Source organism: Specibacter sp. RAF43 (assembly GCF_052114065.1).
GTDB lineage: Bacteria > Actinomycetota > Actinomycetes > Actinomycetales > Micrococcaceae > Specibacter.
The window spans coordinates 257,440-279,435 of sequence record NZ_JBFREA010000001.1; the positions used below are offsets into that span (position 1 = coordinate 257,440).

The window sequence follows — 21,996 nt, forward strand, 5'->3', positions numbered from 1 at the left end:
CTTTAACTCGAATTTTGCATGACGCTCCGGTTGTTGGTGCGGCAGGGGCTTAATTCCCTGTTGGGCCGGTCTTCCTGTTTCGGTCATGTTTGGTGGGCCTGCTGTCGCTGGGTGGGTGTCGGTTTCCACTGTGCCGAAGTGTTCGCGCTGTGCGCCCGTCAAGTTTCTGAGACGGTTTGATTGATTTTTCTTCTTACGCTGCTGCTAGTTGTGATTGTTTTCTGGTACTCGGCCAGGGCCTGTCCTGGTGGCAGTCCCTGGTTGTTGGCGTGGGGCCGGCGCCGGTTGTACCAGGACTAGATGTACTCCATCACGGTGGTTCTGGCCGCCATGTGGTTGGCGAAAGCGACGACTCGACATGAAACAGATTCTCCTAAACACCGCCTCAAATCACCATACGGGCGCACTTAGGTCAAGCACGAAGCAGGGTGCTCAAGTTTAGTTGTCGTAAGTAATCTCTCAATGAGAGAACGTTCTCCAGGGCTTTTCGTCTTTGTCGCACACACCACATAACCTGGCCAAGTGAACTCTTTTGATGGGGACGAACTACCGGAACTGTTGGCCGAAGGTCTCTATGAGCTCCTACATACTCAAGAATTGAGCAAACGCCTCGCAGCTGTTCCGGACCTGGAAGCCAAGATTGACGATCTAGGCAAGGCTGCTTCGCCTGAGGTCCTGGCCCGCCATGTCGCCGATGCGGTCAAACGCATGCTCACGAATACCAAGGAAGAGGATCGGGTTGCAAAGACCAACCAACTCCTGACCATCATCAACCCTGGGAATCAGGTCACTCCGGGTCCCACGCAGCTTCGGTCCCTTCACCGCCCTGATGCGCTGAAGCGCCGCCAACTTCGCCGCCCCACCACGAACCTCAGTGACAGCGCGCTCCTCACTAACGGGAAGGACGATCCGAACCTCGCTGCTGAGATCCGCGCCGAGATCGAGTCCGCCGATTCAGTGGACTTACTCTGTGCCTTCATCCGATGGACCGGTATCCGTCTCCTTGAGCCGGCCCTGGAACGCCTCCAGGAACGCGGCGGCAAACTTCGCGTCATCACCACCACGTACATGGGCGCCACCGAGCGCCGCGCCATTGACCACCTCGTTAATAGGTATGGCGCCGAGGTCAAGATCAGCTATGAAACCCAGTCGACCAGGCTCCACGCGAAGGCCTGGCTTTTGCACCGCAGGACAGGTTTCAGCACTGCCTACGTGGGCAGCTCCAATCTAAGTCAGGCGGCCATGTTGGACGGTTTGGAATGGAACGTCCGGCTATCCAACATCGGAACTCCGGCACTCCTGCAGAAATTCGCCATCACTTTTGACAGCTACTGGGAGCAGCGGGCCTTCCAAAGTTACGACCCCGCCGTCGATCGAGAAAAACTCGATGCCGCATTGAAGCGCAACGGCGGCAAACTAACATCTGCGCCCACGGGCTACACCGGGCTGGAGGTCGAACCCTATCTGCACCAAGTGGAAATACTGGAAGACCTTGACGCCGAACGCAGCAAGGGAATCCACCGGAACCTTATCGTCGCAGCCACGGGGACCGGCAAGACGGTCATCGCCGCGCTCGACTACAAGCAACTTTGCGAAGCAGCCGGCCGTGATCTGACGCTTCTGTTCGTCGCGCATCGCAAGGAAATCCTGCAGCAGTCGCTGACCACATATCGCAATATCTTGCAGGATGGGGCATTTGGTGAACTGTTCGTCGGAGACCACAAACCGGAGCAGTGGAAGCACGTCTTTGCCAGCATCCAGTCGCTCTCGGCAAAACACATCCGTGAGCTGCCGGCGGACCGGTTCGACGTCGTCGTAATTGACGAGTTTCACCACTCCGCCGCTCCCACATACTTCAAGCTCATTGAGCATTTGCGGCCGCTGGAGCTTCTTGGTTTGACGGCCACGCCCGAGCGGGGCGACGGTATTCACGTTGCGGATCTATTTTTTGAGGGCCGTACTGCCAGTGAGCTCAGGCTCTGGGACGCACTGGACGCTGATCTCCTAGTCCCGTTCCACTATTTCGGGGTTTCGGACGACGTCGACCTGAGTCACCTTGAGTGGAAGCGCGGCTCCTACGATCTCCAGCAGCTAAGCGCGCTGTACACGGGCAACGACGCACGCGCCGCGAAGGTGATCAGGGAGTTGCAGGACAAGGTCACGAGCACGCTGGCGATGCATGCAATCGGCTTCTGCGTTTCGGTGCAGCACGCGGAGTACATGGCGCAGGTGTTCAACCGGGCTGGCATTGCGTCGGTTGCGGTGTCCGGCCAGACCGACGACGGGGAACGAGCTGAGGCCATTAGAAAATTGAGTAAGAGGGAAATCAACTGTATTTTCGCCGTAGACCTCTTTAACGAGGGCCTCGACCTGCCACAGGTAGACACGATTCTGCTACTGCGGCCAACCCAAAGTGCCACGATCTTCATTCAGCAGTTAGGACGCGGACTCCGGCGGGCTCCCGATAAGGCTGTTCTTACGGTGCTCGACTTCATTGGTCAGCAGCACCGCGAGTTCCGGTTCGACGTTCGTTTCCGCGCGATGACGGGCTACGGGCGGAAGCAGCTTCAGAGGGCTGTTGAGGATGAGTTCCCATTCCTGCCCTCGGGTTCGCAGATCATATTGGACCGTGTTGCCAAAGACGTCGTGCTGACAAACTTGAGGGCCCAACTGAATCTAAATCGTCCGAAACTCGTCGCAGACGTCAAGTCCTATGGAGAGATATTCTTGGCGGCCTACCTGGAAAAATCTGGGAATGACGTGAAAACTATTTATAAGACGACACGGGATTCCTGGACATGGTTTTTGTGCCAAGCTGGTCTGATTGAGACGTTGTCCCCGGCCGAGGCACTCGTGAAAGGCGAGCTTGAACAGTTGTTCTTCGCAGCGGAAAAGAAACTGTTGGGCCGTATGGCCGCGCTGATTCATGTTGACGATCAGGAACGTGCCGACGCGTATTCGATGTTGGTTTCCACTGATGCGCCAAAGTATGGGGATTTGGGGCCGCGTGAACAAGTTCTTGCCCGGATGCTGTTCTTCACGCTGTGGGACGACGCCGGTGGCTTCGCTTCATATGACGCGGGCTTTGAACACCTGCGTAGTCACCCACACGTGTGCAGCGAGATTCGGCAGATCGTCAGACTGGGCGCGGCTTCGTCCAAGCGGGCGGGCAAGAGCCTTGGGATGGAGTTTGCCGGTATCCCCTTGTTCTCGCATGCCACTTACCGTCGTGAAGAGATTCTGGCCGCCTTGGAATATGGATCCCTGGAACTTGGAAAGAACGTTAAGCATCGCGAGGGTGTTGCTTGGTGTCCGCCAACGATGACGGATGCGTTTTTCGTGACGCTGAACAAGGACGAAGCGAACCACTCTGAAACCACGATGTACAAGGACTATGCGCTCAGTCCGGAGCTATTCCATTGGGAATCGCAGAATAACACCTCGCCGACGAGTTCTGCTGGCCGACGGTATCTCAACCGTAAAGCCCACGGTTCGCAAATCCTCCTTTTCACTCGCGACACGGCAGACGACGAAACCGGTTTGACAATGCCGTACACCTGCCTGGGTCAGCTTGACTATGTCCAGCACCGGGGTGAGAAGCCGATCGCGATCACGTGGAAGCTGCAGCGGCCCATGCCGGCCGACGTTTTCGCAAATGCTGCCGCTGTCGCTCAATAGCCAAAACTTTGATGAGGGATACGAAACCTTGCGAGCCATTAATGTGCCCGATATGGGGCCGGGTGATGGCAGGGCCGCCACAGAGGGGGGTCATTCTCCGCACTAATAAACAGGAGATCCGTGCGATGCCCCTGGTCAGGCATCCAGGTTGCAATCGTGCCAACACTTCAAAGTCACATACTAGGCAGTAGGCTGCATGCCTGTCACAGTGGTTGCGTATCCGCTTTTTCTAGGAGGAACACTGTGAGCGTTCGAGACACCACCAACCGCCGCCTCAAGGAAGTCCTGGACATCATGGCGGCCGGACAATGGGCGGAGGAGAAGCCCAACGGCGGCGAAGTCCTGGCCGAGGCCGTTGCCCGCATCCCGTTCACCAGCGAAGAATCCGAGCTGCTTAGCGGCGGCATTCCCCGCGGTCACAAGAACCTGACCAAGGCCACGGCCGAACTTGTCAGGGCCGGCTGGATGACCAAGGGCCGCAGCGGGTGGGAAATCACCGAGGACGGCTTGAAGGCGACGGTTGCGTTCAAGGACGTGGCGTCATTTGTTGACGCGCTGGCCAACGGAACGCCCGTGCCGGCAGACACCCCGCTGCCCAGCAAGCCGTCGGCCAAGCGCAAGCCCGCCAAGAAGCCGACAGCTAGGACCGTAACAAAAGCCACCACGGCGTCCGCAACGGAAACCTCAACGCAGCCCGCCGCCGAGGCACCTGCCGGGGAAGCCGCCGTCGTACTCGGGGATCAGCCCAAGTCCGTGGCGCTGGCGGGAGACTTCGGCACGATTCTTGGCGCCCTCGTGAACTGGGACCCCGGCCACGACGGCGTGCAGATGCGCCTGGACGCCGCGTCGGGCACGTGGAAGCTTACCGTCGATCTGCCGGCCGGCCGGTACAGCTACAAGGCCGTGGTGAACGGCAGCTGGGATGAGAATTACGGCGCCTTCGGAGTGCTGGACGGCGCCAACCACGAGTTCACGCACGACGGCGGGCCGGTCACGTTCCACTACGACCACGCCACGAAGGATGTGCTGCGGGAGTAGGGAACGTTTCAAACGCGTCGCGGGAGTCTTAGGTGTTGACAAAGCCCAGCTCTGAGGCAATGGCATCGAGGACCGATCCCAGTCCGTCGGCAACCGCTTGGGCGGCCAGCAGATGGTCGTGGGTGTAGCTTCCGGGGGAGTCCATCAAATTCAGGCAGCCAAGGAAGCGGCCATTGAGCTGGATGACGGCGTTGATCCCCGCGCCCAGGCGCAACGCGGCAAGGGTTTCGTAGTGCTCGAAGGCGTCCGTTTGAAGATCGGCAGGGGACTCGGCGATGAAGGACTCCAGACGGACCACGCACTGCTGGGTCCATTCATTTCCTAGCTCGGCTGAAATGCCGCCCGTGCGATAGATATCCGGCAGCGTCGAGAACACCCGGACCAGGTCACCGGTGGCGGGTCGCCAGAGCGAGATCGTGGCCAACCGGGCGCCAATCTGGTCCACGGCGTCCTCGACAGCCTGGCGGAGGGCGTCCGCCTGGTCCTGCTGGATGTATAGCGCGATGACGTCTTCAGTGACGGGCGGAGTGGTCATGACTTCTTCTTCCTTGTCTGGGTGGTGGGGGACGTTTTGGGCCCGGCTCAGCAGGAGCACTCCGCCGACGGCGATGCAGCCGCCGATGACGGAGGCCGCCGTCGGAACCTGCCCCAGGAGGAGCCAGCCGAGGGCGAGCGAGAATACGCAAGGCCGCGGCCAAGATGACCAGGCAGTTGTGGTCAAACCCAAGCTCCCGGACCGAAACACCGTAATGACGACGACGACTGGGGGACCGGCCCGCCATTTTCCTGCCCGGGGTCTCATCGACTGTTAGTTCAGGGGGACTTTCGCCGATTCCTCATCGGCCTGTGAGCGAGGTTTCTTGATGTTGCGGGAAACTCCCGCCGCAAACGCTGCTGCCCCGCATGAACGCCGCTGGGCAACAGCGGTCAAGCGCCTTGGCAGCGGTCGTGTTCACGGTCACCATGCGCCGGAGGTGAGCTCTTGAAGCACCTGCTGGATCTGGTACTTCGAGACCGCCGCCAGCGCAGGATTTGAGTCGATGTAGTACGGGTATGCCACCAAACCAATGGTCAGGGCCCAGGCGCGGCCGCGCTGCCACATGGCATCACTGACGGTCAGTGACTGGCGGAACTGTTGCCGCGAGTCCGGATCGAGCAAGTTCCACGCAACAATCAGATCCACGGCCGGATCGCCAATGGCCAGGCCGCCCCAGTCAAGGACACCGGAAAGCGCCTCCCGCTCAATGAGGAGGTTGCCGGGTTGCAGGTCCGTATGGATCCAAGTGTGTGGGTCATTGCCCACCGGCGCACCCAGGGCGATGTCCCACGCACGGGACAGCGCGTTTGTGTCAAAGTGGCCCTCGCAGCGGGCGATCGCGGCTCGGGTCTCCGGATCACGGGCCGCCAGCGGACCGCCGCGATAGGAGAGCAGATCCCGGGAGGCCACCGGCGCAACGATGCCATGCAGGGCCGTGACGAATCGCGCCAAGTCAACCGCCAGGTCGTTTGACGCTCGGCCGGGTCGCGGATTCCGGCCCTTCAGCCACCGCGACACCGACCACTTGAACGGGTAGCCCGCCGTGGGTGCGCCGGTTTCGATGACGCAGGGGATGGCCGTGGGCAGAAAGGCCCGCAGCGTCGGCGGGTGGATGAGCTCCTTCTCCAGCGACTTGGTGGCGGACGGCGTCCGGGGCAGCCTGATCACAAGGCTGCCACCCAACTTCAGCATCACGTTGTCCGTGCCGGCCGGATCGACGGGCGCAAGTGGCAGGCCCGACCAGCGCGGGAACTGGTCCGCGATCATTTGGGCCACCTGGTCCGTGTCGATGTCCACCTCGTCCGCGTGCAGCTTCTCGATCAGCATGGCTCCAAGCTACCGGCTTCGCTGACGCCGCGCTGGCCGGCAGAGCGAAATGGACATTCGCCGGTGATATTTCAGGGGCGAATGTCCATATCGGCCGCACCACGGTGTGCGGACCCCACGCGCCGCCAGCAACAGACCCGATTCCTTCCTTCATGCGCTGGACTCGGGCCAGGTTTTGCGCCTGTTGCCCAGTGGCGCCAAACTGGCGGCCGGTCCTCCGCACAAGGGAAGGAGTTCTTCCTTTTGCGTACGACTCCACCCGAGTCCCACGCACAAGCGAAGAAACTTTTCCTTATGCGTACGAGACAAGCCGTGTCCTACGCAAAACCATTCGCGTCCTGACCAAGGCGCGCGGAGTGGACCAAACGGGCCCGTGCTTGGCGTGGACCCGCACGGTGACCCGGACAAAAGGCCCCGACCGCCCGACCCTCGACGCCGCCGTCGCAGCGGCCTATGGTGGAAAGCAAGAGTCCGCCCCGGGCTCGTGTCGGAAGGAACGATGATGGCGGCCTATCCTGTAACCGACACCCTCGGGCGCCCGCTGCGCGACCTGCGGATCTCGGTCACCGATCGGTGCAACTTCCGTTGCGTGTATTGCATGCCGAAGGAAGTTTTTGGCCGCGACTTCGTGTTTATGCCCAAAGACCAGCTGCTCACGTTTGAGGAAATCACCCGGCTGGCCTCGATTGCCATGGCCCACGGGGTGCGGAAGATCAGGCTCACCGGCGGGGAGCCGCTCCTGCGCAAGGACATCGAGTCCCTGATCCAGATGCTTGCCGCCCTGCGCACCCCGGAGGGGGAGCGGCCGGATTTGGCCCTGACCACCAACGGCACCGTGCTCGCGCAAAAGGCCCGGGCCCTCAAGGCGGCCGGCCTTGACCGGGTGACGGTCTCGCTGGACTCCCTCGATGACACCATCTTCCAGGCCATGAACGACGTTGCCTACCCCGTGGCCAAGGTCCTGCACGCCCTCGACGCCGCCGAGGAGGCCGGACTGGGGCCGGTCAAGGTTAACATGGTGGTCAAGCGCGGGCTCAACGACCACGACATCCTCGCCATGGCCCGGCATTTCCGCGGCACCCCCTTCATCTTGCGGTTCATTGAATTCATGGACGTGGGCTCCTCGAACGGGTGGAAGATGGACCAGGTGGTGCCCTCGGAAGAGGTCCTCTCGCGCATCAACGACGTGTTCCCCGTGGAGCCGCTGGAGCCAAACTATCGGGGCGAAACCTCCCAGCGCTGGAAGTATGCCGACGGCTCCGGGGAGATCGGGGTGATCTCCAGCGTCACCCGCGCGTTCTGCAGCGGCTGCACCCGCGCCCGCCTCTCCGCCGACGGAAAACTCTTCACCTGCCTCTTCGCCACCACGGGCCAGGACCTGCGGGCCCTGCTGCGCGGCGGTGCCACGGACGCCGAGCTCGCCGACGCCCTCGCCGCCCTGTGGGGTGCGCGCACGGACCGGTACTCGGAGCTGCGCAGCGCGAGCACCCCGCCCCGGAAGAAGATTGAAATGTCCTACATCGGCGGGTGACAGGCGCGTGACGGGCGGGGCATCACGCCCGGGCGGTGTTACCCACGTCACTGTGGATTTCGTTGCCTTTCCAAACCGTCGCTGCTATACAGGAGGAACCCGCCCGTCCCGCGCGCCACTCGTCGGACCAGCCGCGGAATTCATTTGGAAGTGGCGATTGGTTCCGGACTGACCGGCAGCGACCCTTCTCCCCGGAGACCACATTGGGAAGAGGCGCCATGAGCAGCAAACCGCCGGTGACGAATGATTCGGACGTTGACTTACGCGTCAGCAAACCAAAGAAGTGGGCGGCCGGGCTGCCGGGCCTGCAGGAATCAATTCCCCAGGCCGTTGCCGCCATGGGGGTGGGGCGCACCCTGAAAACCCTGCTGGCCATGAACCAGAAGGACGGCTTTGACTGCATGAGCTGTGCCTGGCCGGACCCGCCGGATCGCAAGACGGCGGAATTTTGCGAGAACGGCGCCAAGGCCGTGGCCTGGGAGGCCGGCCTGCTGAAGGTCCCGCGCGAATTTTGGGCACAAAACACGGTGTCCTCCCTGCGCGAGCGCAGTGAATACTGGCTCGGCCAGCAGGGCCGGCTGGTGGAGCCCATGTACAAGCCGGCCGGGGCGGACCACTACCAGCCGATCAGCTGGGACAACGCCTTCGGCATCGTGGCCCGGGAACTGAATGCCCTGGACTCCCCGAACCAGGCCACGTTCTACACCAGCGGGCGCACCAGCAACGAGGCCGCCTTTGAGTACCAGCTCTTCGCCCGCGCCTTTGGCACCAACAACCTGCCGGACTGCTCCAACATGTGCCACGAGTCCACCGGCCTGGCCATGGGCGAGACCATCGGTGTCGGCAAGAGCGCCATCTCCTACACCGACTTTGCCAAGTCGGACCTGATCATCATCATGGGCCAGAACCCCGGCACGTGCCACCCCCGCATGCTCACCGCCCTGGAAGAGGCCAAGGACGCCGGGGCGTCCATCGTGGCCATCAACCCGCTGCCCGAGGCCGGCCTGATCAACTTCAAAAACCCGCAGCGGCCGCGCGGACTGGTGGGCAAGGGCACCGACCTGGCCGATCAATTCCTGCAAATCCGGCTGGCCGGCGACATGGCCCTGATGCAGGCCGTCTCCCAGCGGGTCTTCGCCGCGGAGGCCAAGGCGCCGGGCGCCGTGCTGGACCACACCTTTCTCCGGGAGCACTGCCAGGGCTTGGCGGAATTCCAAGCCCACATGGAGAATCTGGATGAAACGGAAGTCCTGGCCGCCACCGGGCTGCGTGCCGCGGAGATCGACGAGCTTGCGGACCGCTACCTCAAGGCGGACAAGGTCATCATCACCTGGGCCATGGGGCTGACCCAACACAAGAAGGCCGTGCCCACCATCAAGGAAATCATCAACCTGCTCCTGCTGCGCGGGAACATCGGCAAGCCCGGCGCCGGCCCCTCGCCCATCCGCGGCCACAGCAACGTCCAGGGCGACCGGACCATGGGCATCTGGGAGCAGATGCCGCCGGCCTTCCTGGACGCCCTGGAAAAGGAGTTTGGCTTCAACCCGCCGCGGGAACCGGGGATCGACGCCGTCCAGAGCATCCGCGCCATGCGGGACGGCCAGGTCAAGGTGCTCTTCGCCGTCGGCGGAAACCTGGTGGGCGCCATCTCCGACACGGCCGTCGCGGAGGCGGCCATGCAAAAGGTGACGCTGTCCGTGCAGGTCTCCACCAAACTGAACAGGTCCCATGCGTTTGTGGGGGACCAGGCGCTGATCCTGCCGACCATGGGCCGGACGGAGATCGACCGGCAGGCCGGCGGCGAACAGTTCGTCACGGTCGAGGACACCGTGTGCGCGGTCCACGCCTCACACGGGAAGATCGAACCGATCTCCGAGACCGTGCTCTCCGAGGTGGCCATTGTCAGCCGGCTGGCCCGGGCCGTCCTCGGCGAAAACCACCCCGTCAACTGGGCCGGATTTGAGGCCAACTACGACACTATCCGCGAGCACATCGGCCACGTCGTCAAGGGCTGCGAGGACTACAACGAAAAGGTTCGCCGGCCCGCCGGCTTTGTGCTGCCGCACCCGCCGCGGGACAGCAGGACCTTTCCCACGGCCACCGGCAAGGCCATGCTCACCGTCAACGAGCTGGAAACGGTCCAGGTCCCGGCCGGCCGGCTGCTGCTGCAGACCATGCGCTCCCACGACCAGTTCAACACCACCGTGTACAGCCTCAACGACCGTTACCGCGGGGTGAAGAAGGGCCGGCACGTGCTCTTTGTGAATCCGGCGGACCTTGCCGACCTCGGCCTGGCCGACGGCGCCTACGTCGACGTGCACAGCGAATCCGCCGACGGCGTGGACCGCGTGCTGCGCCAGCAGCGCATCATCGGCTACCCCACCGCCCGCGGCTGCGTCGCCGCCTACTTCCCCGAGGCCAACGTCCTCGTCGCCCTGGATGCGACGGCCGAAGGCAGTAACACCCCGGTGTCCAAGTCCGTCGTCGTCCGGCTGGAACGAGCCGAGGCGCCCGTCTTTGCCGCCTCATGACCGACGCCGGAGCCACCCGTCAGGTGCTCAACCAGCCGCCGGCACGGGTGGCCGTCAACGAGTACCTGGCGAACATCCCGCTGACGGAGTACGTGCGCAGCATCGGTGAGGCGGACGAAACCGCCGCGCCGGAGCTCGAGGCGATCGGCGCCGTCGTCGGTTCGGCGGGGTTTCAGGAGGACGCCCGGCTGGCCCAGGTGCACCCGCCCGTCCTCCATACACACAGCAAGTACGGGCAGCGGATCGACGAGGTGGAATACCACCCGTCGTACCACCGGATCCTGGGGCAGGCGGTGGCGGCGGGCGCGCACACCTCCGCCTGGGCGGCGCCGGGACCGGGGGCAAATGCCCGGCGGGCCGCGGCGTTCATGCTGTTCGCCCAGGTGGAGCCCGGCCACGCCTGCCCCCTTTCCATGTCCCACGCGGCCGTTGAGTCCATCCGCCTGAACGCCAAGCTGGCGGGGGAGTGGCTGCCGCGGCTGTACTCGCGCGACTACGCGCCGGAGCTGGCCGCGGGCAAGCCGGGCGCCCTGATCGGCATGGCCATGACCGAGAAGCAGGGCGGCTCCGACGTGCGGGCCAATACCACCGTCGCCGTCCAGGAGGGCGGGCATTTCCTGCTCACCGGGCACAAGTGGTTCTGCTCGGCGCCCATGTCCGACGCCTTCCTGGTCCTCGCCCAGGACGGCGCCGGGCTGGGCTGCTTCCTCGTCCCGCGCGTGCTCCCCGGGACCTCGGTGGTTGAATCGGGGCGGAACCCGTTCCTGATCCAGCGCCTCAAGGACAAGCTGGGGAACCGCTCCAACGCCTCCTGCGAGGTGGAATTCCTCAATACGGCTGGCTGGCGAATCGGGGAGCCGGGCCGCGGCGTGCGCGCCATCATGGGCATGGTGGCCCAAACCCGGCTCGACTGCGTCCTGGGCACCGCCGCCGGCATGCGCCAATCCGTGGCCGAAGCGCTCTGGCATGCGCGCCACCGCAGCGCGTTTGGTGCACGGCTCATCGACCAGCCCGCCATGACCAACGTCGTGGCGGACCTGGCCCTGGAGGCCGAGGCCGCGACCGCCGTCGGCCTGCGCCTGGCGCGCGCCTTTGACGACGACGGCGGAGCCGCCTTCCGTCGCCTGGCCACCGCGGTCGCCAAGTACTGGGTGTGCAAGCGCGGGCCGAACCACGCCTATGAGGCGATGGAATGCCTCGGCGGCAACGGCTACATTGAGGACTTTCCGCTGGCCATGCGGTACCGGGAACAGCCGGTCATGGCTATTTGGGAGGGTGCCGGCAATGTGATTGCGCTGGACGTGCTGCGGGCCATGGCCACCGACCCGGAGTCCGTGGAAGCCTTATTTGACGAGCTGCGGATTGCCGCGGGTTCCAGTGCCCTGTTCGACGGCTTTGTGGCCGGGCTCAAGGAACACCTGGCCCCGGTCCGGGCGGCGCCGCTGGACTTTGCCGGCTCGGCCCGGACCCTGGTGGAGAAGATGGCCTTGGCCTTGCAGGCGTCGCTGCTGATCCGGTTCGCGCCGGCGGCCGTGTCCGACGCGTTCCTCGTCTCCCGGCTGGGGCCGGACCGGTGCTTCAACTACGGCAACCTCCCGGCGTCGTGCGACGTCGCGGGGGTACTGGCACGGGCATAGCCGCGCGGCGCCCGCGCCATGGCAACATAGCCCGGACTGCCCCGTCCTGGATCGCCGCCCGGCGTGAAGCCGAGACTCTCATAGAGCCGGTGGGCTACCGGGTTGTCGGTGTGCATGGACAGTGCGAAGGGGGCGCCGGCGGCATCGGCGGCGTCACAGAGTCCTGAAACCAACCGGCGGGCCAGACCACGCCGCCGGAATTCGGGCAAGATGGTCAGGTCCACCAGACGGACTCCCTCCGCGGTCCAGACGACCCAGATCCTTGCCGCCGTCAGGCCGTCAAGCTCCACCAGGGTCTCCCCGTGTACACCCCACTGCACGGTCCACTGGCGGCGTTGCAGACCTTCCTGGAATGCCAACAATGCCGGCGGCAGGAATTCGCGCCCCGGGGACGCCGCAGCGAAGAGCCGTGTCACTACTTCCTGATCGGCCGCCCCGGGCAGACGATAGCCGATGTGAGCGGCCACTGCTACCCGCGTGAGGGGAAAATGCCATCGAGGGCAATGATGAAGTTCACCACAAGACTAGGCTGCATGTTCTCGTGCCCAACGTTGCCGCCACTGAACTGTGTCGAGGCCATTACCCCGCTGCTGGGGACGCCGTAGGACCCGCCCGGGGCCGGCGCCAATCCCGCTCCCGGCCGGTCGGAGGTCTGGACGGCGGCAGCGGTCGTCCCGCCATGTAGATGGGCGGGCAACTCGTTGGTCGTCAGAGTCACCGCCTCCTCTCCCAGATACTCGCCTATGTCCCGATACGACAGGCCGAGGCCTTGGCCGGCGTGCACCGGGACGCGGCCGCGCAAGTCCGGCAGGGCGAAGTTCACCACGCCGTTCCCGCCAAACCTCAGTTGGATGACCGAGTAGAGGGCCATGTTCTGTTGGATGCTCAGCAGTTGGCCATCGCACAACGCCCAGCCCTCCGGCGCATAGTCGCCGCCAAACATGCGAATCTCGCCTATAAATGGTTCTGACATGGTGGGGAATGTCCTTAGTGTTTCGTGGGCAGCATATTCGCGCCCCGACGGTCGATGGAGGCCACGGCGGTGCCGGGCCCGCGGGTCATGAAAAGGATGACAGGTTCCGCGGCGGGATGGATGATGGTGATCAATCCGGGCCCGAGCGTCCCGGCCGTCACCTGAAAATGCAGCCGATACCGGTCGGCGTTGCTGGCCACCTCGCCCTTGACTGGCGGCTTTCGCAGATCGACGACCCGGTCCAACCGCAACTCGGTTCCGGTGTCCGTTTTCATGGTTTTCCCCACCAAGGGGGTCCACGCCTTGAAAGAGAAAGGGTCTGGCGTCGTCGCAAAAGATGCGGGTATGCGCACAACCGCCAGCGTCAACGCGCCGGCGCCGCCGGCCAGCAGCGATCGGCGACTCACTTCATGCCACGTGGTCACGGCTGGCCCTCACTGAAACCCAAGGCAAAACGCAAGTTTTTCACCGACTGGCCGATGCCGTGGGTCACCTGGATTCCGACTTTGTGGCCGGCCATCACGTCAACCAAGGTTTCGACGTCGCCGCAGAAGTTGGCCGGAGCTGTAATGAGGCAACTTAGTCCGGTGGCGACGCCGTTGACTACGACGGAGACGGTCACCGAATTGCCGGCGGCGACGTCCACGGTGAGTCCGCTCAGGGTGCCGCCCCGCGGCATTGTCACACCCGCGTCACCGGCCAATGCCGTGACAGACGAGCTTCCGGATAGGGGGAGATGTCCTGTGACGTCGGCCGCATCGATGAACTTGACTGCGCCCGTAAAGACCGGCGGGGCCGCGGCCGGACCCTGCGGCCCCGTGGCACCCTGCAGACCCATGGCACCATCAGCGCCCTGGGCGCCGGCCGGGCCGGTGTCGCCGGTGTCGCCGGTTGCGCCTTGCGTACCGGTGGGTCCGTCCTCGCCAGTCAAGCCGATCTCGCCCTGGATTCCCTGAATTCCCTGGGGCCCAATGGGACCCTCGGGACCGATCAAGGATTGGCCGGTTGAAGGCCATGCGCCGAGCGTCTTGGGCCCGTACATCTGGAAGCTGGTCCGATCCAGGTAGAAATCGCCATTTATGCCCATGGAGTCGTTCGGAAGACCCGAACCATGGAGGACGGAGTTGCCGTTCGTGCCGTTAATACCGGCGGCTCCGGTATCGCCTTTGGTGCCCGCATCGCCGGTGTCGCCCTTGACGCCCGCTGTCCCGGTATCGCCCTTGATACCTTGACTTCCCTGGGGGCCGGCGGCACCGGGATCACCCTTTGCGCCTGCGGCGCCTGGATCACCCTTGACGCCGGCCGTCCCGGTATCGCCCTTGATACCTTGACTTCCCTGGGGGCCCGCGGCACCGGGATCACCCTTGACGCCGGCTGTCCCGGTATCGCCCTTGATACCTTGACTTCCCTGGGGGCCGGCGGCACCGGGATCACCCTTTGCGCCTGCGGCGCCTGGATCGCCCTTGACGCCGGCTGTCCCGGTATCGCCCTTGATACCTTGACTTCCCTGGGGGCCGGCGGCACCGGGATCACCCTTTGCGCCTGCGGCGCCCGTGTCACCCTTTGCGCCGGCGGCCCCGGTGTCACCCTTGACGCCGGCTGTCCCGGTATCGCCCTTGATGCCTTGAATTCCCTGGGGGCCCGCGGACCCGGTGTCGCCCTTGGCGCCCTGAATGCCTGCATCTCCGGTGTCGCCTTTGGCGCCTGCTGCTCCGGCATCGCCGGCTGCGCCGGTCTCACCCTTGACCCCGGCGGCCCCGGGCTCCCCTTGCGCCCCGGCGGCCCCCACCTTACCGGTTTCACCCGTCGCTCCCTGGGTTCCGGTGGCTCCGGTGTCACCCGTTTTCCCGGCAACCCCGATTTTGACGTCGCCGCCCCAGGAAACCGGCACGGCGCCTGCCGAGCAGACCGGCGGCGACTGGTCGAGCGTCACGTGCGAGATTGTTCCTGATGCGTCCAAGCAGGCAGCGAAGGACTTGGCCGCGGCGTCCTCGCCCGATGTGCAGCCCGTGCCGGCGATCCCCACCAGCAGGGCAACCCCCAACACCTGGACGGTGCGGCCCCGGAACCGCATTGGAAAGGACAGGGGGGATTTAGGAAGTAATGGTCGAGACATGGATACCCTTTGAGGCTAAGTGAAGCGAGCGATTCCGCTCCCTGAGCCGGCGGACGACTTGTATTCCAATGGTCTCCGTAAAACGACCAGCATAAAGACGGACTCTAGCAGGCTGAACCCAACTCTAAGGAATGCTTTCCATTCAAATTCCTTAATGGCTTGAAATAATGCAGACAAAGTATCATGCGCACCGCATCGGAGGCCGGCAGTCGCTCCTTGGCGGGCCGCGCCTGCCCGCGGTGTGACTGGCCAGCTTGATGGCGCACGCGGTCCGGCGGGGCCTGGTGGTGGAGACTTCCACGGCCACCCGGCGTCGCGGACGATGAGGCTGGTGCGGCGGCACTCCCTCCTAAAATTTCAAATGATCGACGGTGTCGCCATTGGTAGGAGAATCTTCGCCAATTCTTCGCATTGGACATGACGCCAATTGTTCGCACGGGACGCCAATCATCACGGGATGAAACCCGACCCTATATACGTCTCGCGAATGTTGCCCTTTACTTTCGGTATCGCGACACCAAGCGGCCGTGTTGTTTGCACCGTGCCGGACCCGGCGCGGCAGTGCCCCCGCAAGCGAGCCCCGCAAGCGATCCCCGCAAGCGGCCCAAGCGTGCCCCGCGCACCGGCGTCGTCCTTAACAGGGGGTGAACGTTTGCGACACACTGAGTGACCCGTCACGGCGGGATCCTCCCAAAACCGCTAGATGTAGCCGTTTTCTTCCCCCGCAGGCCCTCATGTCAGCAAAAGAGTGACACAGATCTCACTTTTCACTGGCATTCGTCGAATTGGTATGTATACTTGGACGTAGTTGTAGTGTTGCGTTTTTTGTAGTTGAAGCGGCGCCATCCTCTTGAGGACGACGTCGCTTTTCTGGAGAAGCGGACTTACACCGTAAAAAAGGAGGCCCGAAGGTCGGGCGGAATCTCCCACTTCAGAAGGAAATTGAAATAATGGCAACAGGTACCGTCAAGTGGTTCAACGCTGAAAAGGGCTTCGGCTTCATCTCTCCCGATGACCAGAGCCAGGATGTCTTCGCGCACTACTCCGCGATCAACTCCTCCGGCTACCGCTCCCTCGAAGAGAACCAGAAGGTTTCCTTCGATGTTGAGCAGGGTCCCAAGGGTCCCCAGGCAGTCAACATCCAGGCTATCTAATTTTCTAAAGACACCGCGCGGGTAACCGTGCACGATCTTTAGTCATTGGGGCTTGAACAAGTAGGGCCGGGTTTTCCCGGCCCTACTTGTGCTTAACCGGCCGGCCCGGCGGCGCTGCTCACCGCCGCGGACCGCTCCATATGGCACCATGGAAGACGATGACTACTCAAGCGGCCCGGGGCCAACGAGACGGACTGCCCATGCCGCTGGGGCTGCAGGGAGCCTTTGAGGCTGCCCAGGTCTTTGTCATTTCGGCCCTGGTCATCATCGTGCCGGTGGCCGCCGTCTGGCTGGCCGGCGGCTTCACGGAGAAAAACCCGTCGGCCATGGCCCGCTTGTCCGGGCAAATCTGGCTGGTGGTCCACGGCGTGCCGCTGGAGCTGACCCTGGCCACCGGCCCCAGTTCGGACTCCGTGCAGGCCGGCACGCTGGCGCTGCTGCCCCTTGGCCTGGTCCTGATCCCCTTCTTCCTGGCCTGGCGCGCCGGACGGCGCCTGGCCCGCGCCTCCTACACCGACCAGCTGTGGCAGCCCCTGTTGGGGGCCATCCTGGTGTACGCGGCCGCGGGGCTGGCCACCGGATTCGTTTGCAGCACCCCCGGCGTCGCCGCCTCCCTGTGGGCCAGCACGCTCCTGCCGATCCTGCCCTTCGGCCTGGGCCTGGTCATCGGCGCCCGCCGCGAGGCCGGATCGTGGGGCCGGCTGATTGGCGTCAACGCGGCCGACTGGATCGCCAAGACCAGCCAGGACCAGCGCTGGGCCGGCTCCTATGTGTGGGCCGCGGCCCGCTCCGGCTTCGTGGCGACCCTGGCGGCCCTGTCCCTCTCGGCGCTCCTGCTCACCGTGAACATCGCGGCCCGGTGGACGGACATCATCGCCGTGTACGAAGGCCTCAAGCCGGGCGCTGTCGGCGGATCCGGGCTGACCCTGGCCCAGCTTGGATTCATGCCCAACCTCGCCGTCTGGGCGCTCGCCTGGTCCAGCGGGCCCGGATTCTCCCTGGGCGTGGGATCCTCCGTGTCTCCGCTGACAACCGCCGTGGCGCCGGTGCCGCCCATTCCGCTGCTGGCCGCCCTTCCCACCGGGACGCTGGACTGGGGCTTCGCGGCCCTGATCGTCCCCGTGATCGGCGGGGTCCTGGCCGGTTGGTGGTTTGTGCGGGCCGGGGAAAACCACTTCGACGAATGGCTGTCGCTCAAGGTGCGCCGGCGCTGGTTCTCACTGCCGGTTTCCACGCTGGTCCTGGGCCTGGCCGTCGGCGCCGTGGCCGCCGTCCTGACCGCAACCATGGCGTGGCTTTCCGGGGGATCCCTGGGGCTGGGACGGCTGAGCGAACTCGGCCCGAACCCCTTCACGACGGCGCTGTGGGTGGGTGCGGAGGTGGCCGCCGGCGTCGTGGTTGGCTCACTGGCCGGGCCCTGGCTGGAGCACGAGCGCGAACGGGCGCAGCTGCTGCGCCGCGGCGAATAGGGCAAGCCCGCCGCCGCCGGTAAAATTAAACAATGCGCATTGTTGTCTTAGTGTCCGGAACCGGATCCAATTTGCAGGCCGTCATCGACGCCGTCGCCGCGGGGGACCTGCCCGTGGAGATCGCCGCGGTCGGGGCCGACCGGCCGGGCACGCCGGGCATCGAGCGCTCCGCCGCGGCCGGGTTGGAAACATTTGTGGTGGACTTCAAGGATTTCCCCGCGCGGGCCGACTGGGACGCCGCCCTGCTGTCCGCGGTCGCCGCCTATGAGCCCGACTATGTGGTCTCCAGCGGGTTCATGCGCATCGTCGCCGCCGATTTCATCAACGCCTTCCCCGGCCGCTACGTCAACACGCACCCCGCCCTGCTGCCCTCCTTCCCCGGCGCCCACGGTGTGCGTGACGCCCTGGCCTACGGCGTCAAGGTCACCGGCTGCACCGTGCACTTTGCCGACGCCGGCGTGGACACCGGACCTATCATCGCCCAGGCCCCTGTGGCGGTCCTGGACGAGGACACCGAGGCCACCTTGCATGAGCGCATCAAGGTCGCCGAGCGCGAACTGCTCATCAAGGTCCTGGGGGACCTGGCCCGCGCCTGAGCCCGCCGGGCGGCTGCCGGTCCCGGGTCGGCGCGTCTAGACTGCAGGCATGGACACCGTCTCCGACACCGTGCACTGGTGGAATGTGCTGTCCGCTCTGGGCCCCCTGGCCGTCCTGCTGGCCGCGGGGATCGCCGGCGCCGTCGCCTGGGTGACCTACCGGGCGCAGCAGCTCTCGGCACGCCGCGAGGAATGGTGGGTGCGGGCACAATGGGCGCTGGATCATTCCCTGGCGGCCGACCCACAGGCCCGCGAGATCGGCCTGGGCGTGTTGAACGTGCTGGCCACCAGCGTCCTGGCCGGTCCCGAGGAGTTGCGGATCATCACGGTGGCGGCCGCACGCGCGCTGGGCCTGGATTCCGACGGCGGCGCCCGAGTCGGGGGGATCGCCGCCGGCGTTGCGCCGCACGCCGTGCCGGCGACCGGGCGGCTGTCCGCGGAGGACCGGGTGCGGGTGCGCGCGGCACGCGTGCGGGCCACGGTCCACCGCCGCCTCGGCCAGGAAACGGACGCCTGGGTGACGGACCTTGCACAGCGAAATTTATAGGCCCCTGGACGTTATTTCCGGGTGCGGCCCAACAGCAGGGAGGCCAGTGCGGTGGCCCCGGTGACCGTGTAGACAGCCGGCCAGGCGCCCAACTTCTTGGCCAGCGGGTGGGAGGCCCCAAACGCGCCCAGGTAGGTGGCCGCCAGGGCCACCGCGGTGCCGGTGCCGGCCCGCTTCCTCCAACCGGCAAACGCGGCCAACCCGGCCAGGCCCAGCACGGCGCCGCCGAGCGGACGGTTCTTCGTGGCCCGGGCCGTCTGGAAGCCGCCGATCAAACCGGCGGTGCTGAAAAGGGTGGGAAGCAGGGCACTCATGGCAACTCCTGGCGAGTCGGGTTGGATGGTCGGAGCCAGCCTAGCCAGCCAAAATGAATGCCGGCTGGGAAGCGAAGGCCGCCGGCCGGCGTCGTACGCAGGAGGGTCAGTCCAGCGCGGCGCCCTTGGTCTCCGGGGCGGAAAACGCCATCCACACAACGGCCAGCAGCACCAACGCCCCGGTCAGGGCAAAGGTCAGCGGCAGTCCCAGCACCGGCCACAGCAGCGAGCCAAAGATCAACGGCACCAGCCCGGCACCCACCCGGGACATGGTGGAGGCCCAGCCGAACCCCGTGGCGCGCAGGTGGGTGGGATAGAGCTCCGAGACGTAGGTGTAGAGCACGGGGATCGCCACCTGGACCACGAACCCAAAGACGAGCAGCCACAGCTGGGCGGCCGCCGGCGCATCCAGGACCAGGGCAAAGATGACCAGCGACAACGCGGCGCCGGGGCCCGTGATGGCCAGGATCCACTTCCGGCCCACCCGCTCCACGAGCAACGCGGCCGCGACAACGCCCAGGAAGCCGATCGCGGTCATGGCGGCCGTGGCCATGAAGGCCTTGTTTTGCCCGTAGCCGGTGGAGACCAGGATGGAGGGCATCCAGGTCAGCGCCCCGTAGTACACCAGCAGGATGCTCAGGAACAAGGACCAGGCGATGCCGGTGATGCGCCAATTGAAGCGCCACAGCCCGGCCAGCTGATCGGTCACCTTCCCCAGTGAGAGACGCGGCGCGTCGGCGGGATTGGGCAGGGCCCACGGCCCCACGACGGCGCCCGTCCTGCGGATGAGCCCGTCGATGACGGCCCGCGCCTCCCCGGTCCGGCCCGCCCGGACCAGGTACAGCGGGGACTCCGGGACCTGCGTGCGCACCCAGAACACCAGCAGCGCCGGCAGCACCATGACCAGCATCAGGTACCGCCAGTTGCCGAAGCTGGCCATGAGCACCGCCGAGACCACACCGCACAGGGACGCCCCGATCGGCCACCAGGCGTCCATCGCCGTGAGCACCTTGCCCCGGTGCTTGCGCGGGGTGAACTCGCCCACCAGCGCATAGTCCACCGGGATGCACCCGCCCAGGCCAAAGCCGGCAATGAAGCGGAACACGCAAAACAGCACGATGTCGCTGGAGACGGCGCCCAGCACGGTGAAGATGGAGAAGATCAGCAGCGTCAGCGTGAACGCCTTCTTCCGCCCGATGATGTCCGCGATGGACCCCCACGCAAAGGCGCCCACGGCCATGCCGATCAGGTTCGCCGTGCCGATCCACGCCGCCTGCCCGGGCACCAGGCCCCATTCCTTGGACAAGAGCGGGATGAGGAAGCCGTTGAGGGTCACATCCCAGGCGTCGAACATGAAGCCGAGCCCGCCGATCAAGAAGATCCTGCCTTGGACGCGCCATCGCCACGGCAGCTCCTGGACCACGCGGTCTCCGGTGATTAGTGCCGTATTGGTGCTCATGGTGCCTTCCGATGGTGCGAAGCCTTCGGCTCCAGATTAGACGACGTCGGACACCGCCGCGCGCAGCCCCGTTGCGTCATCCCCGTCCCGGCTGGGGCTGACCCGGTTGGTCAGCAGGACGAGAGTCAGCGACCGGGACGCGTCCACCAGCAGCGACGTCCCGGTAAATCCGCCGTGGCCGCGGGCCGCCGCGCCCTTGACGCCCATCCAGGGCTGCTGGTTGATGCGCAGCCCCAGCCCGTGCCCAAAGCCGGGATCCGCCGGGTTGAAATGCTCGCCCAGCAGTTCGGGCAGCTGGCTGCGCCACATCTCGGCGGCCAGGCCGGGGGAGAGGATGCCCGGCAGACCGGTCCGCAGCGCCTCGCCGAAGGCCAGCAACCCGCCGGCGGTGGCGAACATGCCGGCGTTGCCGCTCAGCCCGCCCAGCGACCACGCCGCCTCGTCGTGCACGATGCCCCGGACCAGGCCGCGCCCCAGCTCCGGCTGGTATTCGGTGGGCGCGCACCGCTGCGGCGGCGGAGCTCCGGTGATCTCCCCGGTGGTCAGCCGTGCCAGCACCCGCTCATGCACCAGGTCCGCCCACGATGCCCCGGTGCTGTGCTCGGCCAACGCCATCACGGTGTTGAAACCGGCGCAGGAATACTCAAAACGCGTGCCCGGAGCCGCCTCAAGCGGGGTGTCGAGGAGGTCCCCGATCAGCGCCGGCCGGTGGAACGGCTGCCCGTGGTCGTGCGCCCGCCGCCAGCCCCGCCACTCGGACGGCAGTCCCGAGGTGTGCGTGAGCAGGTGGCGCAGGGTGACGGCCGCCTTGGGCCCCTCCCGATACGCGCGAAGGTGTGCGCCGATGGGCGCGTCAAGCTCCAGCACGCCGTCATCGACCAGGGACAGGGCGGTGACGGTGGTGAAGAGCTTGGTCACGGAGGCCAGGTCAAAGTAGGTTCCGGTGGAGGCGGCCCCGGCCGTGACGACGGGCAGCGCCGCGCCGTCCCGGGCGACCGCGCAGGCGGCCGACGGCGCGGTCCCGGCGGCGACGGCGGCGTCGAGGAGTTCCTTCAGATCTTGGACCAGGTGTTGGGGGGAGGGTCGCAT

At 65.4% G+C, this 21,996-nt stretch carries 18 protein-coding genes; 9 read left to right on the forward strand and 9 right to left on the reverse strand.

Features of this window, described 5'->3' with window-relative positions; translation table 11 throughout:
- Positions 1-558: 558 nt before the first annotated feature.
- Both AB4Y80_RS01180 and AB4Y80_RS01185 read left to right on the forward strand, forming a co-directional pair.
- Entirely contained in the window at positions 559-3,678 is a 3,120-nt protein-coding gene (locus AB4Y80_RS01180) for a DUF3427 domain-containing protein (RefSeq protein ID WP_442211544.1), read from the forward strand.
- Between the two features lie 243 nt (positions 3,679-3,921).
- Positions 3,922-4,716, forward strand: coding sequence for a pullulanase X25 domain-containing protein (locus AB4Y80_RS01185; RefSeq protein ID WP_442211454.1), 795 nt, complete (start codon positions 3,922-3,924; stop codon positions 4,714-4,716).
- A 28-nt stretch (positions 4,717-4,744) separates the two neighbouring features.
- Here the strand turns inward: AB4Y80_RS01185 and AB4Y80_RS01190 are convergent, their stop codons facing one another.
- Together AB4Y80_RS01190 and AB4Y80_RS01195 are read right to left on the reverse strand one after the other, a co-directional pair.
- Positions 4,745-5,437, reverse strand: a complete 693-nt coding sequence (locus AB4Y80_RS01190) for a hypothetical protein (protein ID WP_442211455.1) — start codon at positions 5,435-5,437, stop codon at positions 4,745-4,747.
- A 237-nt stretch (positions 5,438-5,674) separates the two neighbouring features.
- Entirely contained in the window at positions 5,675-6,580 is a 906-nt protein-coding gene (locus AB4Y80_RS01195; protein WP_442211456.1) for an aminoglycoside phosphotransferase family protein, read from the reverse strand.
- 502 nt (positions 6,581-7,082) lie between these two features.
- On the opposite strand from AB4Y80_RS01195, the gene moaA reads away from it, so the two are divergent.
- The 3 genes from moaA (at position 7,083) to AB4Y80_RS01210 (ending at position 12,279) form a co-directional block, all read left to right on the forward strand.
- Positions 7,083-8,111, forward strand: coding sequence for a GTP 3',8-cyclase MoaA (moaA, locus tag AB4Y80_RS01200; protein ID WP_442211457.1), 1,029 nt, complete (start codon positions 7,083-7,085; stop codon positions 8,109-8,111).
- Between the two features lie 218 nt (positions 8,112-8,329).
- Positions 8,330-10,642: an FdhF/YdeP family oxidoreductase gene (locus AB4Y80_RS01205; protein WP_442211458.1), complete on the forward strand. Its 2,313-nt coding sequence runs from the start codon at positions 8,330-8,332 to the stop codon at positions 10,640-10,642.
- Positions 10,639-12,279 carry an acyl-CoA dehydrogenase family protein gene (locus AB4Y80_RS01210; protein WP_442211459.1) on the forward strand — a complete coding sequence of 547 codons (1,641 nt, stop codon included), beginning with the start codon at positions 10,639-10,641 and terminating at the stop codon, positions 12,277-12,279. The genes AB4Y80_RS01205 and AB4Y80_RS01210 overlap by 4 nt, the downstream gene beginning before the upstream one ends.
- Here AB4Y80_RS01210 and AB4Y80_RS01215 read toward each other — a convergent pair.
- The 4 genes from AB4Y80_RS01215 to AB4Y80_RS01230 are packed head-to-tail and all read right to left on the reverse strand — an operon-like array spanning position 12,225 to position 15,368.
- Positions 12,225-12,695 (reverse strand): GNAT family N-acetyltransferase, encoded by a 471-nt coding sequence (locus AB4Y80_RS01215; protein ID WP_442211460.1) that lies wholly within the window; start codon positions 12,693-12,695, stop codon positions 12,225-12,227. The genes AB4Y80_RS01210 and AB4Y80_RS01215 overlap by 55 nt on opposite strands.
- Before the next feature lie 53 nt (positions 12,696-12,748).
- Complete coding sequence (locus tag AB4Y80_RS01220; protein WP_442211461.1) at positions 12,749-13,252, reverse strand: phage tail protein; 504 nt, start codon at positions 13,250-13,252, stop codon at positions 12,749-12,751.
- A 14-nt stretch (positions 13,253-13,266) separates the two neighbouring features.
- Positions 13,267-13,677, reverse strand: coding sequence for a hypothetical protein (locus AB4Y80_RS01225; protein WP_442211462.1), 411 nt, complete (start codon positions 13,675-13,677; stop codon positions 13,267-13,269).
- Positions 13,674-15,368 carry a hypothetical protein gene (locus AB4Y80_RS01230; protein WP_442211463.1) on the reverse strand — a complete coding sequence of 565 codons (1,695 nt, stop codon included), beginning with the start codon at positions 15,366-15,368 and terminating at the stop codon, positions 13,674-13,676. The genes AB4Y80_RS01225 and AB4Y80_RS01230 overlap by 4 nt, the downstream gene beginning before the upstream one ends.
- 950 nt (positions 15,369-16,318) lie before the next feature.
- Between AB4Y80_RS01230 and AB4Y80_RS01235 the strand changes: the two genes are divergently transcribed.
- From AB4Y80_RS01235 to AB4Y80_RS01250, 4 genes are all read left to right on the forward strand, one after another.
- Positions 16,319-16,522: a cold-shock protein gene (locus AB4Y80_RS01235; protein ID WP_038467205.1), complete on the forward strand. Its 204-nt coding sequence runs from the start codon at positions 16,319-16,321 to the stop codon at positions 16,520-16,522.
- Between the two features lie 158 nt (positions 16,523-16,680).
- Positions 16,681-17,991 carry a cell division protein PerM gene (locus AB4Y80_RS01240; RefSeq protein ID WP_442211464.1) on the forward strand — a complete coding sequence of 437 codons (1,311 nt, stop codon included), beginning with the start codon at positions 16,681-16,683 and terminating at the stop codon, positions 17,989-17,991.
- A 32-nt stretch (positions 17,992-18,023) separates the two neighbouring features.
- Positions 18,024-18,587 (forward strand): phosphoribosylglycinamide formyltransferase, encoded by a 564-nt coding sequence (gene purN / locus AB4Y80_RS01245; protein WP_442211465.1) that lies wholly within the window; start codon positions 18,024-18,026, stop codon positions 18,585-18,587.
- Between the two features lie 49 nt (positions 18,588-18,636).
- Positions 18,637-19,134: a hypothetical protein gene (locus AB4Y80_RS01250; RefSeq protein WP_442211466.1), complete on the forward strand. Its 498-nt coding sequence runs from the start codon at positions 18,637-18,639 to the stop codon at positions 19,132-19,134.
- 11 nt (positions 19,135-19,145) lie between these two features.
- On the opposite strand, the gene AB4Y80_RS01255 is transcribed toward AB4Y80_RS01250, so the two are convergent.
- The 3 genes from AB4Y80_RS01255 to AB4Y80_RS01265 all read right to left on the reverse strand — a co-directional run bounded on the left by AB4Y80_RS01255 (position 19,146) and on the right by AB4Y80_RS01265 (position 21,996).
- Entirely contained in the window at positions 19,146-19,448 is a 303-nt protein-coding gene (locus AB4Y80_RS01255) for a hypothetical protein (protein WP_442211467.1), read from the reverse strand.
- A gap of 106 nt (positions 19,449-19,554) precedes the next feature.
- Positions 19,555-20,907 (reverse strand): MFS transporter, encoded by a 1,353-nt coding sequence (locus AB4Y80_RS01260; protein WP_442211468.1) that lies wholly within the window; start codon positions 20,905-20,907, stop codon positions 19,555-19,557.
- Positions 20,908-20,943: 36 nt separating this feature from the next.
- On the reverse strand, positions 20,944-21,996 hold the full coding sequence (locus tag AB4Y80_RS01265; RefSeq protein WP_442211469.1) for a serine hydrolase domain-containing protein: 1,053 nt from the start codon (positions 21,994-21,996) through the stop codon (positions 20,944-20,946).